Annotated in this window: 11 protein-coding genes and 5 tRNA genes; 10 read left to right on the forward strand and 6 right to left on the reverse strand. The window is 34.4% G+C overall.

All coding sequences use genetic code 11. From position 1 onward, the window contains the following. Positions 1–6: 6 nt before the first annotated feature. A complete protein-coding gene (thyX, locus tag CIGNP91_RS01545) occupies positions 7–624 on the forward strand; it encodes an FAD-dependent thymidylate synthase (RefSeq protein ID WP_086253167.1) in 618 nt (205 codons plus the stop codon). 39 nt (positions 625–663) lie between these two features. Here the strand turns inward: thyX and CIGNP91_RS01550 are convergent, their stop codons facing one another. From CIGNP91_RS01550 to CIGNP91_RS01570, 6 genes are all read right to left on the reverse strand, one after another. Next, entirely contained in the window at positions 664–1,845 is a 1,182-nt protein-coding gene (locus CIGNP91_RS01550) for a multidrug effflux MFS transporter (protein ID WP_086253168.1), read from the reverse strand. A gap of 35 nt (positions 1,846–1,880) precedes the next feature. After that, a tRNA-Ser gene (locus CIGNP91_RS01555) sits at positions 1,881–1,970 on the reverse strand. A gap of 6 nt (positions 1,971–1,976) precedes the next feature. Then, positions 1,977–2,129 (reverse strand): hypothetical protein, encoded by a 153-nt coding sequence (locus CIGNP91_RS08555; RefSeq protein ID WP_179186992.1) that lies wholly within the window; start codon positions 2,127–2,129, stop codon positions 1,977–1,979. A gap of 15 nt (positions 2,130–2,144) precedes the next feature. Beyond that, positions 2,145–2,218, reverse strand: a tRNA-Cys gene (locus tag CIGNP91_RS01560). 9 nt (positions 2,219–2,227) lie between these two features. Further along, positions 2,228–2,314 (reverse strand) — tRNA-Leu (locus tag CIGNP91_RS01565). 6 nt (positions 2,315–2,320) lie between these two features. Continuing rightward, a tRNA-Gly gene (locus tag CIGNP91_RS01570) sits at positions 2,321–2,395 on the reverse strand. 163 nt (positions 2,396–2,558) lie between these two features. On the opposite strand from CIGNP91_RS01570, the gene CIGNP91_RS01575 reads away from it, so the two are divergent. From CIGNP91_RS01575 to CIGNP91_RS01610, 9 genes are all read left to right on the forward strand, one after another. After that, a tRNA-Ala gene (locus CIGNP91_RS01575) sits at positions 2,559–2,634 on the forward strand. Positions 2,635–2,805: 171 nt separating this feature from the next. Further along, entirely contained in the window at positions 2,806–2,991 is a 186-nt protein-coding gene (locus tag CIGNP91_RS01580) for a hypothetical protein (RefSeq protein ID WP_086253169.1), read from the forward strand. A 24-nt stretch (positions 2,992–3,015) separates the two neighbouring features. Next, the gene (locus CIGNP91_RS08560) at positions 3,016–3,156 is read left to right on the forward strand and encodes a hypothetical protein (protein WP_180381211.1); all 141 of its coding nucleotides are present in this window, start codon (positions 3,016–3,018) and stop codon (positions 3,154–3,156) included. A gap of 419 nt (positions 3,157–3,575) precedes the next feature. Beyond that, the gene (locus CIGNP91_RS01585; protein ID WP_086253170.1) at positions 3,576–4,004 is read left to right on the forward strand and encodes a hypothetical protein; all 429 of its coding nucleotides are present in this window, start codon (positions 3,576–3,578) and stop codon (positions 4,002–4,004) included. A gap of 281 nt (positions 4,005–4,285) precedes the next feature. Continuing rightward, entirely contained in the window at positions 4,286–5,995 is a 1,710-nt protein-coding gene (locus CIGNP91_RS01590; RefSeq protein WP_086253171.1) for a dynamin family protein, read from the forward strand. Positions 5,996–6,007: 12 nt separating this feature from the next. Beyond that, complete coding sequence (locus CIGNP91_RS01595) at positions 6,008–8,221, forward strand: dynamin family protein (RefSeq protein ID WP_086253172.1); 2,214 nt, start codon at positions 6,008–6,010, stop codon at positions 8,219–8,221. Positions 8,222–8,223: 2 nt separating this feature from the next. After that, complete coding sequence (locus CIGNP91_RS01600) at positions 8,224–10,467, forward strand: BspA family leucine-rich repeat surface protein (RefSeq protein ID WP_086253173.1); 2,244 nt, start codon at positions 8,224–8,226, stop codon at positions 10,465–10,467. Next, positions 10,464–12,062, forward strand: a complete 1,599-nt coding sequence (locus tag CIGNP91_RS01605; protein WP_236848356.1) for a VWA domain-containing protein — start codon at positions 10,464–10,466, stop codon at positions 12,060–12,062. The genes CIGNP91_RS01600 and CIGNP91_RS01605 overlap by 4 nt, the downstream gene beginning before the upstream one ends. Further along, positions 12,062–12,326, forward strand: a 265-nt coding sequence (locus CIGNP91_RS01610) for an AAA family ATPase (protein WP_336526419.1), incomplete at its 3' end; no start/stop codon positions are given. The genes CIGNP91_RS01605 and CIGNP91_RS01610, both read left to right, overlap by 1 nt.

A 12,326-nucleotide genomic window follows, 5' to 3' on the forward strand; every position in this document is an offset into this window, starting at 1 on the left:
GCAAAAATGGAAGTAACACTGCTAAATCACACGCCACTATGGGTTTGTTCTAACGCTATTCGTACCTGCTGGCAAAGCTTTGATAAAGGCGATAATGGCGGCGAAATAGATCTAGCTTTAATCGATAGAGTAGGCAATCAACTCAAACACGCAAGCACGCTAGAGCATCTATTTTATAACTTTTATATAAAAGGCATTAGCAGAGCTTGCCTCCAAGAGTTAGCTCGCCACCGCATAGCTAGCCTAAGTGTAAAATCCACTAGATACACCCTAAAAGAGCTAAAAAACAAAAGCGAATTTAAGCCCAATGACTTTGATAACGCAAGTAGATATATAGTGCTAACTGGCAATGAATTTGTAGATAACGCAAGCATAAACGCACTTGAAAACTTACGCCAAATTCTAAACCAAAACACAAGCTTAGATATAGCCAAATACTGCCTTCCAGAGAGCTATAAAACAGAATTAAGCTGGAGTATAAACGCTAGAAGCTTACAAAATTTCATAACCTTAAGAAGTTCTAAAAGTGCCCTTTGGGAGATTCGAAATCTAGCAAATGCAATATATAATACACTCCCTAATGAGCATAAATTTATCTTTGCTGAGTGCGTTTATAAAGATTAAAATAATATAGATTTTAGTAAGAGCTAAAATCTATATTAGCTATATTGTTTTAAAGCGTAAAATAACTGCTAAAGCACACGGTATTAACATTACTAAAGCTAGAAATAGCGGAGTATTTGCCCCAAGCGCTCCAACCCCAAAAGCAATTACCCCAGCTAATCCAAACTGCATAGTCCCAAGCACAGCTGAGGCAGTACCAGAGTGGTCTGTAAATCTTGCCATTGCTAATGTTGTAGCATTTGGCAAAATAAATCCAAGCATACTAATAGCTACAAAAATTCCAGCCTCAAAAATCCAAAATCCAAGCCCTAAAAGCGCTCCAATGCTTACTACTACAAGCGCTCCAAGCATTATAAATAGGGCGAATTTAAGCAAATTTTGACAATCAAAATTTCTAGTAAGCCTAGCATTAATATTAGCAAATAGTACAAATCCGAGTGCATTAATACCAAAAAGAAGCCCATACTGCGTTCCGCTTAGCCCAAAATGACCCATAAAAACAAATGATGACCCAGTAATATAAGCAAAAAGTACCGCCGAAGCAAATGCGCCAAGCAGACTATAAAGTATAAATATCTGCTCTTTTAGGACAAATTTATAACTAGCAATAGTAGCTTGATGAGAAAATTTAGTTCGTACTGGCTGAGTCTCTTTAAGTCCAAAAATAATAAACCCAAGTAGCAAAATTCCTAACATAAAAAGAACCGCAAAAATACTTTGCCACGAAAAATAGCTAAGCAAAAGCCCACCAAATGTCGGCGATAACATAGGCGCAAGTGATGAAAATACCATCATTAAAGCATACACTCCAGCAGCATCTTTGATATCAAAACTATCATTGACAATAGCCCTAGCAATCACCACGCCAGCACAACCGCCAAGCGCTTCAAAAAATCGCAAAGTAATAAAAATATAGATATTATCCACTAGCACACACCCAAGACTTGAAGCAATAAATATCAAAATTCCAATTATCAAGGGAGTTTTACGCCCAAATGTATCACTTAAAGGACCATAGATAAGCTGCCCCAAAGCAAAAGCGATAAAAAAACTAGCAAGACTTAATTGAGTAAGAAACTCACTAGCAGCAAAACTATTTTGAACATGCGATAGCGCTGGTAGATACATATCTGTAGATAGCGGTGCAATGCTAGACATAAAGGCTAAAATAATGATTAATTTAAATTTAGCAAATCCATGGATCTTTGTAGTGCTTCGCATAAAAAAAGAGCCTTAAAAGTGTAGATTATAAAAAGTGGCCGGGAGAAAGGGATTCGAACCCCTGGAGGCTTTCACACCTCAACGGTTTTCAAGACCGCCGCTTTCGACCACTCAGCCATCTCCCGAGTATATTATTTAGAAGTTTTTTGTTCTACCCAGCTAGCACCTTGATTGACCTTTTCTTTAGACCATTCATAGGCATCTTTAGAATCCTCTTTGACTCCGTGCCAAGTATTAGAACATCCGCATAATAACAAGATAAAAGCACAAAATATATAACGCATATAAATCCTGTAAAATGGAGGCGACACCCAGATTCGAACTGGGGGTAAAAGCTTTGCAGGCTTCTGCCTTACCACTTGGCCATGTCGCCATATGCTAGTGGTGCCCAGAGCCGGACTTGAACCGGCACGGAAGTAATTTCCGAGGGATTTTAAGTCCCTTGTGTCTACCATTCCACCACCTGGGCAAAATATGGAGCGGGAAACGAGATTCGAACTCGCGACCCCAACCTTGGCAAGGTTGTGCTCTACCCCTGAGCTATTCCCGCATCAATTTTGGAAATTGAATAATAGCAAAAGAAACCTTAAAATTTAATTTGATTTTACTAAATTTTAAAAAATTTTATCTATTTTTATCTAATTTATTGAATTTCATAAATTTCATAAAATTATAAGCAAAATAAATGTATCATTACAATCTATTTTTTAAATGGGGTTATAGCTCAGCTGGGAGAGCGCTTGAATGGCATTCAAGAGGTCGGCGGTTCGATCCCGCTTAACTCCACCACTTAATATCTTGTATCTATTTAAATCCTTTTTTATTTATTCAATTTTATTACCTATTTTTCATACTTGGAGAGTGTTTTTTATTGCTGTTTTTTCTCAATTGATTTTGAAAAAATACTATTAATTCTCAAAAAATTTTACTACTAATTGAGTCACTATTAAAGGAGTTATTATGGCTAATATTTCAAAGGCTTGTTTGAGCGATAAGGATATCGAGCTTTTAGAAATGAAAGATAAAAGATATTTTGCTGTTGTGGGAAATCCTAAGGAGCTTGAAATTTATATTAATCCTAAAGGAAGCAAGGTTTTTCAATTACTATTTATGACAAATATGGCAAAAAACATAAATAAAAATTAGAAGAGTTTAGAGTTGGAATTTATAATGTGCTTAAGGCTAGGAGATGCCATTAAGCTACTAAATAAATTTGATGAGTTAGGAAAGGATTTTAATCTATTAAATGGAGCTAAAAAGCATACATATAAAGAGCTATTTATAAAGTATATGGATAAAAAATTAAGATAGATGGCGATAGTAGATATATCGGTGTGGTATATTAGCTAGATATGACTTTGGTAGTATTATAATGTAGAAGCCTCTTTTAGATATGGTAGAAACTATGTATCAATGGTATAGCAAATATCAAATTTGAATTCTAAATATTATTTGAATTTTATAAATCTTATTTATATTATTTGGGCTTTTAAAGGTTTTTAAGCTTTACCCTTTTTTTGAACCCTTTTAAATTCTTTAATCCCTTTTAAATCCCCAAGAATTGCAATTCTAAATATCTCAATCCAAAGATTCTAAATTTATCCAACTAAATTTTTAAATTTACCAAACAAAATACCGCACAAAATTTCACAATCTTATATAAAACGACAAATTGTGTCATCTGGCTTTGTTATAATTCTGTCTATAAATCAACCTACAAGGAGCAAACAATGAAAGCAAAATACGCAATAGCAGCGATCGCACTAGGTGCAGCGGGCTTCATGGCCAAAAAATGGCTAGACAAAGAGGTGGAAAAATCCAGAGAGATATATGGCGATGATTATTCTGTTAAAGATACCTTATTGGATAAATTAGAAAATGGTCTTTGGAAGTCTTATGATGCGCTTGAGAGAGCCGAAGAGACTACACTAACTGCTCTTGATAAACTACAAACCAAGATCACAGGCAAAGAAGTAGATCACCGCACGATTTTAGATCTCAATGAGGTATCGCCAGAGACAAGAGAGGCTTTGCTTAAGATTTTTGGTGCTATGTCTATGAATGCTGGATTTAATGAAGGTGCCAACAAATCAGAGCCTTGTGGCGCCGATCAAGCACAACCACTCAATACCAATGCCTGCGAGACAAACCAATCATAGTCTTGCGCTACCAATACTGGTGAAAAAGAGCGATAAAAGCGCTCTTATCAGTAGGTTTTAAGACAGGGGGGGGGTATAATCAAATTTTGATGTCAAATCCGCCAAACTCTTATAAATTTGATTTATGAGAATTTGGCGTGGCTAGGATTACGCTAATGGGGGTGATGAAAATTTATCATTTACTTATAAACAGCTTAAATACATACTCTTAACCTAAATATAATCTTATTTTTATAGGGTGTGGATATAATTATAAATCTTTTTACAATTTAGGAGAAATAATGACAAACAAACAAAAATCATACATTGAATGTGGCAATAAAGCCATAAATATCGCTCAAAATACAGATTGTCTAAATGATAAGATCCAAGAGTTAAGTCTGCTTACTAAAAGTATTGAAAATCAAGAGTTATTGGTGCCTGTAATCGGTGGATTTAGCTCTGGTAAATCAAGTCTTATAAATAGCTTTTTAGGCTCTAATGTCTTAGGTGTCGCAATCACTCCGCAAACTGCGATAGCCACAGAGCTAAGATATAGCAGTGAAGAAAAAATAGAAGCTATAAAAGATGATGAAAGCATAGATGTTTTTAAAATAAACGAACTTGAAAAAGTAGAAGAAAAAGCACAAACTTATAACCATATCAAACTATATTTAAATAATCAAAAATTAAAAGAGATTGATCCTATCGTATTGGTAGATATGCCTGGATTTAATGCGCCGATTGATACGCATAATAAGGCGATATCAAGATATATGCCAAGCGGAGTGTATTTCATCGCTTTGCTCTCAGGTGCGGATGAAAAGACCATAACCAAAACTTATATTACAGAATTAAATGGAATTCACACAAGAGGCAAGGAATTTCAACTATGTATAAGTAAGACAAATATGATTCCACAAAGAGATATAGAACAGATCAAAAGCTATGCCAAAGATACGCTAGAAATGGAATTTGGATATAGCAAAGATATAGAGTTATTAGATGATAATTCAGGAGCAAAATTAGAGAAAATCTTAAAAGATATTGATATAGAATCTCTGTTTGAGAGTATCTATAAGCCACATATAAGTATAAATTTAAAAGAGATGGAATCTACCATCAATACCACAATTTCAGCTCTAAGATATGATAAACAAGATGCTATAAATGCTATCGATGAGCTAAAAAATGGTATATCTCAAATAGAGATAGAAAAGAAAAAAGCCATAGATAACGCCAATAGCAAATACAATAATACCAATATAGAAGGTATCATTGGCGTCGTTAGCTCCGCACTTAGTAACAACGCCACCACACTAGCCCAATCTGCGCTAAATGGTGGAGATATACAAAGCGCTATAAATAATATTATAAACTCAGTTCTACCATCTGAAATTCAAAAGAGATTAAGCGGTATCCAACAAAATGTGATTGATAACTTCAAGCTTAGTATAGGCAATATAGATATGAAAGCCTCTGATATACAGACTTGGGCCGATGGGTTAAAAGAGATTGTCTCTGGGGCTTGTTTTGTCGCAAATACTCTATTAAATAGCGATATCAATAAAAAATCAAGTAGCGCATTAGTAAGTAGCGCAATAGGTATAGGTGGTGGAGCATTAGCCACTCAAGCCTTGGCTAAAATAGGCTTTACTATAAATCCGATAGTAGGGACAATTTTAAGTGCTGTTTTTGCTATTTTGCCTGGAATCTTTGGCAAACTAGCAGACTCAAAAAGGCTAGAAGCCGTAAAAGAACAAGTCCAAAACGAAGTAATCCCTAGCATATTATCCCAAATTCGCCCTAAGCTAAATGAATATTTCGCCAAAACAACAAACGAGATAATAAACGCAATAAGCCAAGAATTTACTCAAAAAATGTCAGAAAAAGAAGATGAGATAAAAAACGCCCAAAAAGAAAAAGAACTAGCAATAAGTGAAGTAGAAGATAAAATTTCATATCTAGAAGATAGAAGAGTCGAGATCCAAACTCTAATCAAAAATATCTAAAAAGGAGAAAAAATGGAAAATCTACTAAAAATGAGCCAGACACTAGAAAATCTAGTGCAAGAAAATGACCTAGTAGGCGAGCTTCAAGGCATAGAAAAAGAACACGGCATAAGACCAAGTGCTGAGCTAAAAGAGGCGCTTGATGAAAAAATGGAGCCAGAAAGAGATTTAAAAATAGGAATTCTAGGTCGTGTGAAAGCTGGGAAAAGCTCACTTTTAAATGCTCTTGTTTTTAAAGGGCAAAATGTATTGCCAAAGGCTGCTACTCCGATGACTGCGGCACTTACTGTTTTAGAGTATGGTGATGCGTTTGAAGCAAATATAGAGTATTACACAAAAGATGATATCGAGTTAATGAGACAAAAGCACGATGACTGCCAAAAGATTTTAGAAGATCATCAAAATGCAAAATTTACTGAATTAAAACAAAACAATAGAAAAGGCCAAAGCGATAGCGAGCTACAAGAATCGGCTAGAAAAGATGCGATTAAAAAACTAAAAAAAGACGAAGTTTCTCTTTATGCTTATTATGAGCAATATGAGCAAATAAAGCAAAGTGGTATAAATGCTAGTTCTATTGGAGAGAAAGAAATATTGACTTGCTCTAGCTATGATGAGCTAAATGAAAAACTAAAAGATTATATAGGTTCTAGCGGTAAATACACACCTTTTACAAAATCAATTACGCTTAAATTAAACGAAGAGATGCTAAAAGATGTAAAAATCATAGATACTCCAGGCGTAAATGATCCTATCGTATCAAGAGAGGATCGCACAAAAGCACTTATTGCTAAGTGCGATGTAGTATTTTTGGTATCTCCTGCTGGGCAGTTTTTAAATGATGTTGATTTGGAGCTTTTAAGCAATGTAAATGAAAAAAATGGAATAAAAGAGTTTCACATAGTAGCATCGCAGTTTGACTTACAGCTAAGTGCATCAGAGATAATAGGAAATGGAGTATTAGATGAGGCTATTCAAAGAGCACTTACTCCACTTTCAAGACAACAAAAAAATGTATTTGAGAATAAAAAAAGCTCTTACCATGATAAAATATATGAGCAATTAACTCGCTTTAATGTGCTTTATAGCTCTGGTATAAGCACAGAGATTATAAATAATTATGATAATTTACAAGATGAAAATGCTACTCATGCTTTGGGCTTACTTCAAAAGCATTATCGTGATTATTTTTCTAATAAAGAAACAGCTATATCAAATCTCAAAAAGCTCTCAAATATAGATGAGATTTTAAAAGCGCTAGAAAATGTTCGCAAAGAAAAAGATGAAATCATTAAAGGTATAATGGATGATTTTATTTTTAGTAAAAAAAGTGCATTAAATCAATACAAAAATGAAATTGGTGCGATAATAAATAAAAAAATAGAAGTGCTAAACTCAACTGATATAGAGGAGCTAAAAGCGCAAATCGAAAAAATCAAAAGCGTAAAATCAAAGGTGGTAATAAACGCAAACGCAGCCTTTGAAGATAGCGGAGCTGAGCTAAGCTCAAAGCTAAAAGAAAAGCTAAACACTCAAATAAAAGCTCTTTTTGGTGGCATTTCAAGTGCTAGTGAAAATGCAAAAGGCTCTGAGACTGTAACAAAAACCAAAAGCATAGATAAAGGTGCTGGATTTTTATGGCATCGGAATATATTTGGTGGTCGCTATGAAACCAAAGAGTATCAAGTATCAATAGATACTTTAAATGCTTCATCACTTCGCACAGCAGCTCAAGATGCTGTTATAGAAATAAGCAATATACTAGGAGATGTATATAGCGACAATATAAGAATGTGGAAAAAAACTATTTTAAAAGACCTGCTAACTTCACTTCAAGAAAGCGTAGGAGATGAAGCCTTGGACGCTGATATGATAAAGCAAAGTGTAAGAAATATAATAGCAAATATTTCATTACCTGAGTTTAGCTATGATACTACCTTGCCTGCCGCCTTGCAAAAATCAGGCAAACTAGTGGGCTATGAGCGTGATGAGTTTTTAAATGCGCTTGAAAGCTTTCAAAGTGAGCTAAGAAGTAGAACAAACGCTGATATAAAAGCAATTTGCGCTACTCTTGATAAAGCTATTTCAAATGCTAATATAGGTGATAAATTCATAAACTCTTATGAAGAAAAGATAGAGCAACTAGCCAAAGATGCCCAGGATAAAGAGTCTAGCCTAGCCAGATATAGATCCATTTTAGACCAACTAAACCAAATAGAAGGATAAATATGCCAAACTATGAAAAACGCATAAAAGAGACTATAGAAACTTTAAAAAGTGGCTTATTCGAAAGAGAAGAGTGCCTAAAATTAGTATTACTATCTATGTTTGCTGGGAAGTCTATATTTCTCTATGGGCCTCCTGGAACTGCAAAATCTATGATAGCAAGGAGAGCTAGCTTAGCATTTAAAATCACAGATAATTCACAAGATGAAAGTAAAGAGTCAAATAACGGCTTTTTTGCCTATTTGATGAATAGATTTTCAACACCAGAAGAGATATTTGGGCCAATAGATATAGCAGAACTTAAAAAAAATAATCTAACAAGAAAAACAGATGGCTACTTGCCAACTGCTCATTTTGCTTTTTTAGATGAGATATGGAAGAGCTCACCAGCTATCTTAAATACACTACTTACTATAATAAACGAAAGAATTTATAGAGATGGCAATAAAGATATTAAGGTTCCATTAAAAGGCGTAGTCTGCGCTAGTAATGAGTTCCCACCTGATAATCAAGGTCTAGAAGCCCTATATGATAGGATGATTTTAAGGTATTTTGTGAAGCCATTAGAAGAGCGTGAGAATTTCAAAAAGCTTTTCAAAAGCAAAAAATCCAATGATATAAAGCCCTTAGAGCCTTTTAGCATTAGTGAATTAGAGCAGATAGCCATCAAATCCCAAGATATAAAATTCGAGCAAAACACAATGGATCTAATCTGCGATCTAAAATCCCAAATCCAACTACTAAACCAAGATAAAGAGTATCGCAAGCAGTTTTTATCTAGTGATGAGTATAAACCTATCTATATATCAGACAGACGCTGGAAGCAGTGCGCTGAGCTACTCCAAACTGCTGCTTTACTAAGTGATAGAGATAGAGTGGAGAGATACGATCTAGCTCTTCTAGCTCACTTACTTTGGAGTAGTGAAGAAGATAAAGCAATAATAGAGAAAATTCTCTTTAATGTCTTAAATGAAAATTCAAATTTCGATAGTGAATTACAGAGTCTAAAAGAAGATAATTTAAATCTTAAAAATCTAATAGAAAAAAACCTATACTCCCCAAATGGTAAACCCAAAAAAGTAGATAATAACGATAAAAACAAATATCTACAAATATCCAAAGATCAAATCACAAAGGCAAACAACCTAAAAAACAGCATAGAAGCCGAGTTTCAAAAAGCCAAAGCAAGTATCAAAAATCCATTTTTAAGCCAAAATGATATAGAGTTATCACTTAGTAGCTACACTCTACCACTCAAAGAGGCTAATAATGAAATTCTAAAAGCCAAAGAGCTAGAAAACATAGTAGAAAATCAGCCAGTAAATGAAAAGCTTAAAAAAGCAAGTAATGCTGAGTATAAATATCACCCAAAAACCAATGAAGTACTTAGAGAGCTAGTCTCCCATGAGAGTGTAAAGCTAAGCGAGATAGATATAAGCGAAGTGAGTGATTTTTCTGCATTATTTCAAGATAGTACAAGAAGCGATTTTAGCGGTATAGAAGACTGGGATGTATCTCATGTAACAAATATGAGAAATATGTTCAGAGGTGCTAAAAATTTTAACTCAGATATATCTAGCTGGGATGTATCTAATGTAACCAATATGAGCTATATGTTCGCTGTTGCCACTAGCTTTAACCAACCGCTCGATAACTGGGATGTATCTAATGTAACCAATATGGGCTATATGTTCGACAGCGCCTTTAACTTCAACCAACCGCTAAATGATTGGGATGTATCTAAAGTAACAAATATGAGCCATATGTTTTATAGGGCTATTAGCTTTAACCAGCCACTAAATAACTGGGATGTATCTAATGTAACTGATATGAGCGGTATGTTTGCTATAAATTATACAATGAATTATAGCTATACTAATTATACTAGTAAAAATGATACAGATTATAGAATTTTTAATTATGTCTATGAAACACCAGCTTATGGAATTTATAATTATGGCAATGAAACACCAACTATCTTTAACCAACCACTAAATAACTGGGATGTATCCAGTGTAACTAATATGGAAGGTATGTTTTTGGGTAATGAGTCGTTTAATCAGTTTTTAAATGATTGGAATGTATCTAATGTGAAAAATATCCGTGGAATGTTTTTTAAGGCTAAATCATTTAACCAGCCACTAGCATCTTGGAAAATATCGATAGATGAAAACAAATTTAAAGTTTTAGCCTTTGAACTCTCCGCCCAAAATCCCCTACCACGATGGTATAATGAGAAACGATGAAAAAAGAAAATAACAATACATTAAACACTCACGGTCTCTTAGAAGACCCAGAGATAAAAGCCAAATTTGATGAGAGTCTAGAAGAAGAGACAAAGCAGATAGAGGCCAAGCTAGTCAATCCACCTTTTGAAGAGGAGAAATTAACGCTTTTTGAGCATAAATGTATGAAAAATTCAAACTCCCTAGAGGGCTTAGAAAAGCAAATTCAAAATGATTTGTCTAGCTTTAAAAAGTTCAATCCAAATCAAAAAATTGATTTCATAGAGCAAAATAAAAATGAAATTTTAAATCCGAAAAATTCAGATAAATCAGCCGATGATCCAAAATTTAAATTTGATGAGATCTCAAAGCTAAGAAATTTCACTATAAGCAAATGGAGCGATACCCTAGATGAAAAAACCCAAAAATGGGCAGAAAATACCAAAAACTCTATGAGCAATGACTTTCTTAAGCGTATGCAAGCGTGGTTTGACGCTATGCTAAAAGCCAAAGAGCTAGAGAAGCAAGCGCCAGAGCTTTTCGGTGATGATGGGCTATTTGGCGATGCGGTAGATATGGTCAATAACGCCTTAGATTTAGACAATCTAGGCGACCTAAAATACCAAAAAAAGGTGCTAGGAGACTTCGGCGATCTAAGCGATATAGCAGTAGGCTCAAAAGGCTTTGGCAACCAAAAAGGCAATCTAAACAGATATAGCATAGCTCAAATTTTAAACTATTTTAATATGATTAAAAACAATAAAGCTCTTATGGATATTTGCGATATTTTGGGGCGTATGCAAAATGAAGAAAAAGAGCTATATAAAGAAAAAATCATGGAATTAACCGCATATTCTTACACGCAGACCACACCTACAAAACGATATAAAGAAGAGATTATAGGTATCACTCTAGGCAATGATTTAGAAAATATCGTCCCACAAGAGATGTCGCTTTTGGATGATGAGGATTTGGAGCTTTTGTTTGATTTGAAATATATAGAAAATAGGCTATTTTGTTTTGAAAAACAAGGCCTTATAAGCAACCAAGAAGAGGGTCAAAAAGAGATAGAAAAGGAGATAGAAAAAGAGCGCAAAAAAGAAGACCAAAAAGGCCCTATAATCATATGCGTAGATACTAGCGGATCTATGCAGGGCAGCCCTGAGACCATAGCCAAGGCCATCACCCTTATGCTAACTGCTAAGGCTAGAAAAGAAAATAGAAATTGCTATTTAATCAATTTTAGCACTAGCACTATATGTACTGATATGAGCGGAGCTATGGGGATAAATAAAATTAATGATTTTTTGGAGCTTAGCTTTAATGGCGGAACCGATGTAGGTGCTGGACTTAGAGTAGGTGTAGAGCAGATGAACAAAGAAAATTACAAAAATTCTGATTTATTAGTAATTAGCGATGGGGACTTTGGCTACATAGACAGCAACCTACACAAACAAATAGAAGAAAAACGCAAACAAAAAAACAAATTCTATCTACTAGATGTCGATGGCAATTCTGGCAAAAAGGATTTTTTTGACAAGCATTGGGTCTATGACTCAAATACAAAAAATATTCGCATTCTATGTGAATTAAAACAACAAATGAAGGATGATTAGTGTATAAAACCAAAATAGAAAATATCATAAAAGAGCTAAGCTCTGGCTTATTCGAAAGAGAAGAGTGCCTAAAGCTAGTATTACTATCTATGTTTGCTGGGAAGTCTATATTTCTCTATGGGCCTCCTGGAACTGCAAAATCTATGATAGCAAGGAGAGCTAGCTTAGCATTTAAAATCACAGATAATTCACAAGATGAAAGTAAAGAGTCAAATAATGGCTTTTTTGCCTATTTGATGAATAGATTTTCAACACCAGAAGAGA

Origin of the sequence: Campylobacter sp. P091, assembly GCF_002138935.1 — a bacterium.
Taxonomy (GTDB): domain Bacteria; phylum Campylobacterota; class Campylobacteria; order Campylobacterales; family Campylobacteraceae; genus Campylobacter; species Campylobacter devanensis.

Bases quoted from the DNA above. Each gene is read 5' to 3' on its own strand.
- thyX (WP_086253167.1), top strand. From the start codon at position 7: ATGGAAGTAACACTGCTAAATCACACGCCACTATGGGTTTGTTCTAAC.
- CIGNP91_RS01550 (WP_086253168.1), bottom strand. From the start codon at position 1,845: ATGCGAAGCACTACAAAGATCCATGGATTTGCTAAATTTAAATTAATC.
- CIGNP91_RS08555 (WP_179186992.1), bottom strand. From the start codon at position 2,129: ATGCGTTATATATTTTGTGCTTTTATCTTGTTATTATGCGGATGTTCT.
- CIGNP91_RS01580 (WP_086253169.1), top strand. From the start codon at position 2,806: ATGGCTAATATTTCAAAGGCTTGTTTGAGCGATAAGGATATCGAGCTT.
- CIGNP91_RS08560 (WP_180381211.1), top strand. From the start codon at position 3,016: ATGTGCTTAAGGCTAGGAGATGCCATTAAGCTACTAAATAAATTTGAT.
- CIGNP91_RS01585 (WP_086253170.1), top strand. From the start codon at position 3,576: ATGAAAGCAAAATACGCAATAGCAGCGATCGCACTAGGTGCAGCGGGC.
- CIGNP91_RS01590 (WP_086253171.1), top strand. From the start codon at position 4,286: ATGACAAACAAACAAAAATCATACATTGAATGTGGCAATAAAGCCATA.
- CIGNP91_RS01595 (WP_086253172.1), top strand. From the start codon at position 6,008: ATGGAAAATCTACTAAAAATGAGCCAGACACTAGAAAATCTAGTGCAA.
- CIGNP91_RS01600 (WP_086253173.1), top strand. From the start codon at position 8,224: ATGCCAAACTATGAAAAACGCATAAAAGAGACTATAGAAACTTTAAAA.
- CIGNP91_RS01605 (WP_236848356.1), top strand. From the start codon at position 10,464: ATGAAAAAAGAAAATAACAATACATTAAACACTCACGGTCTCTTAGAA.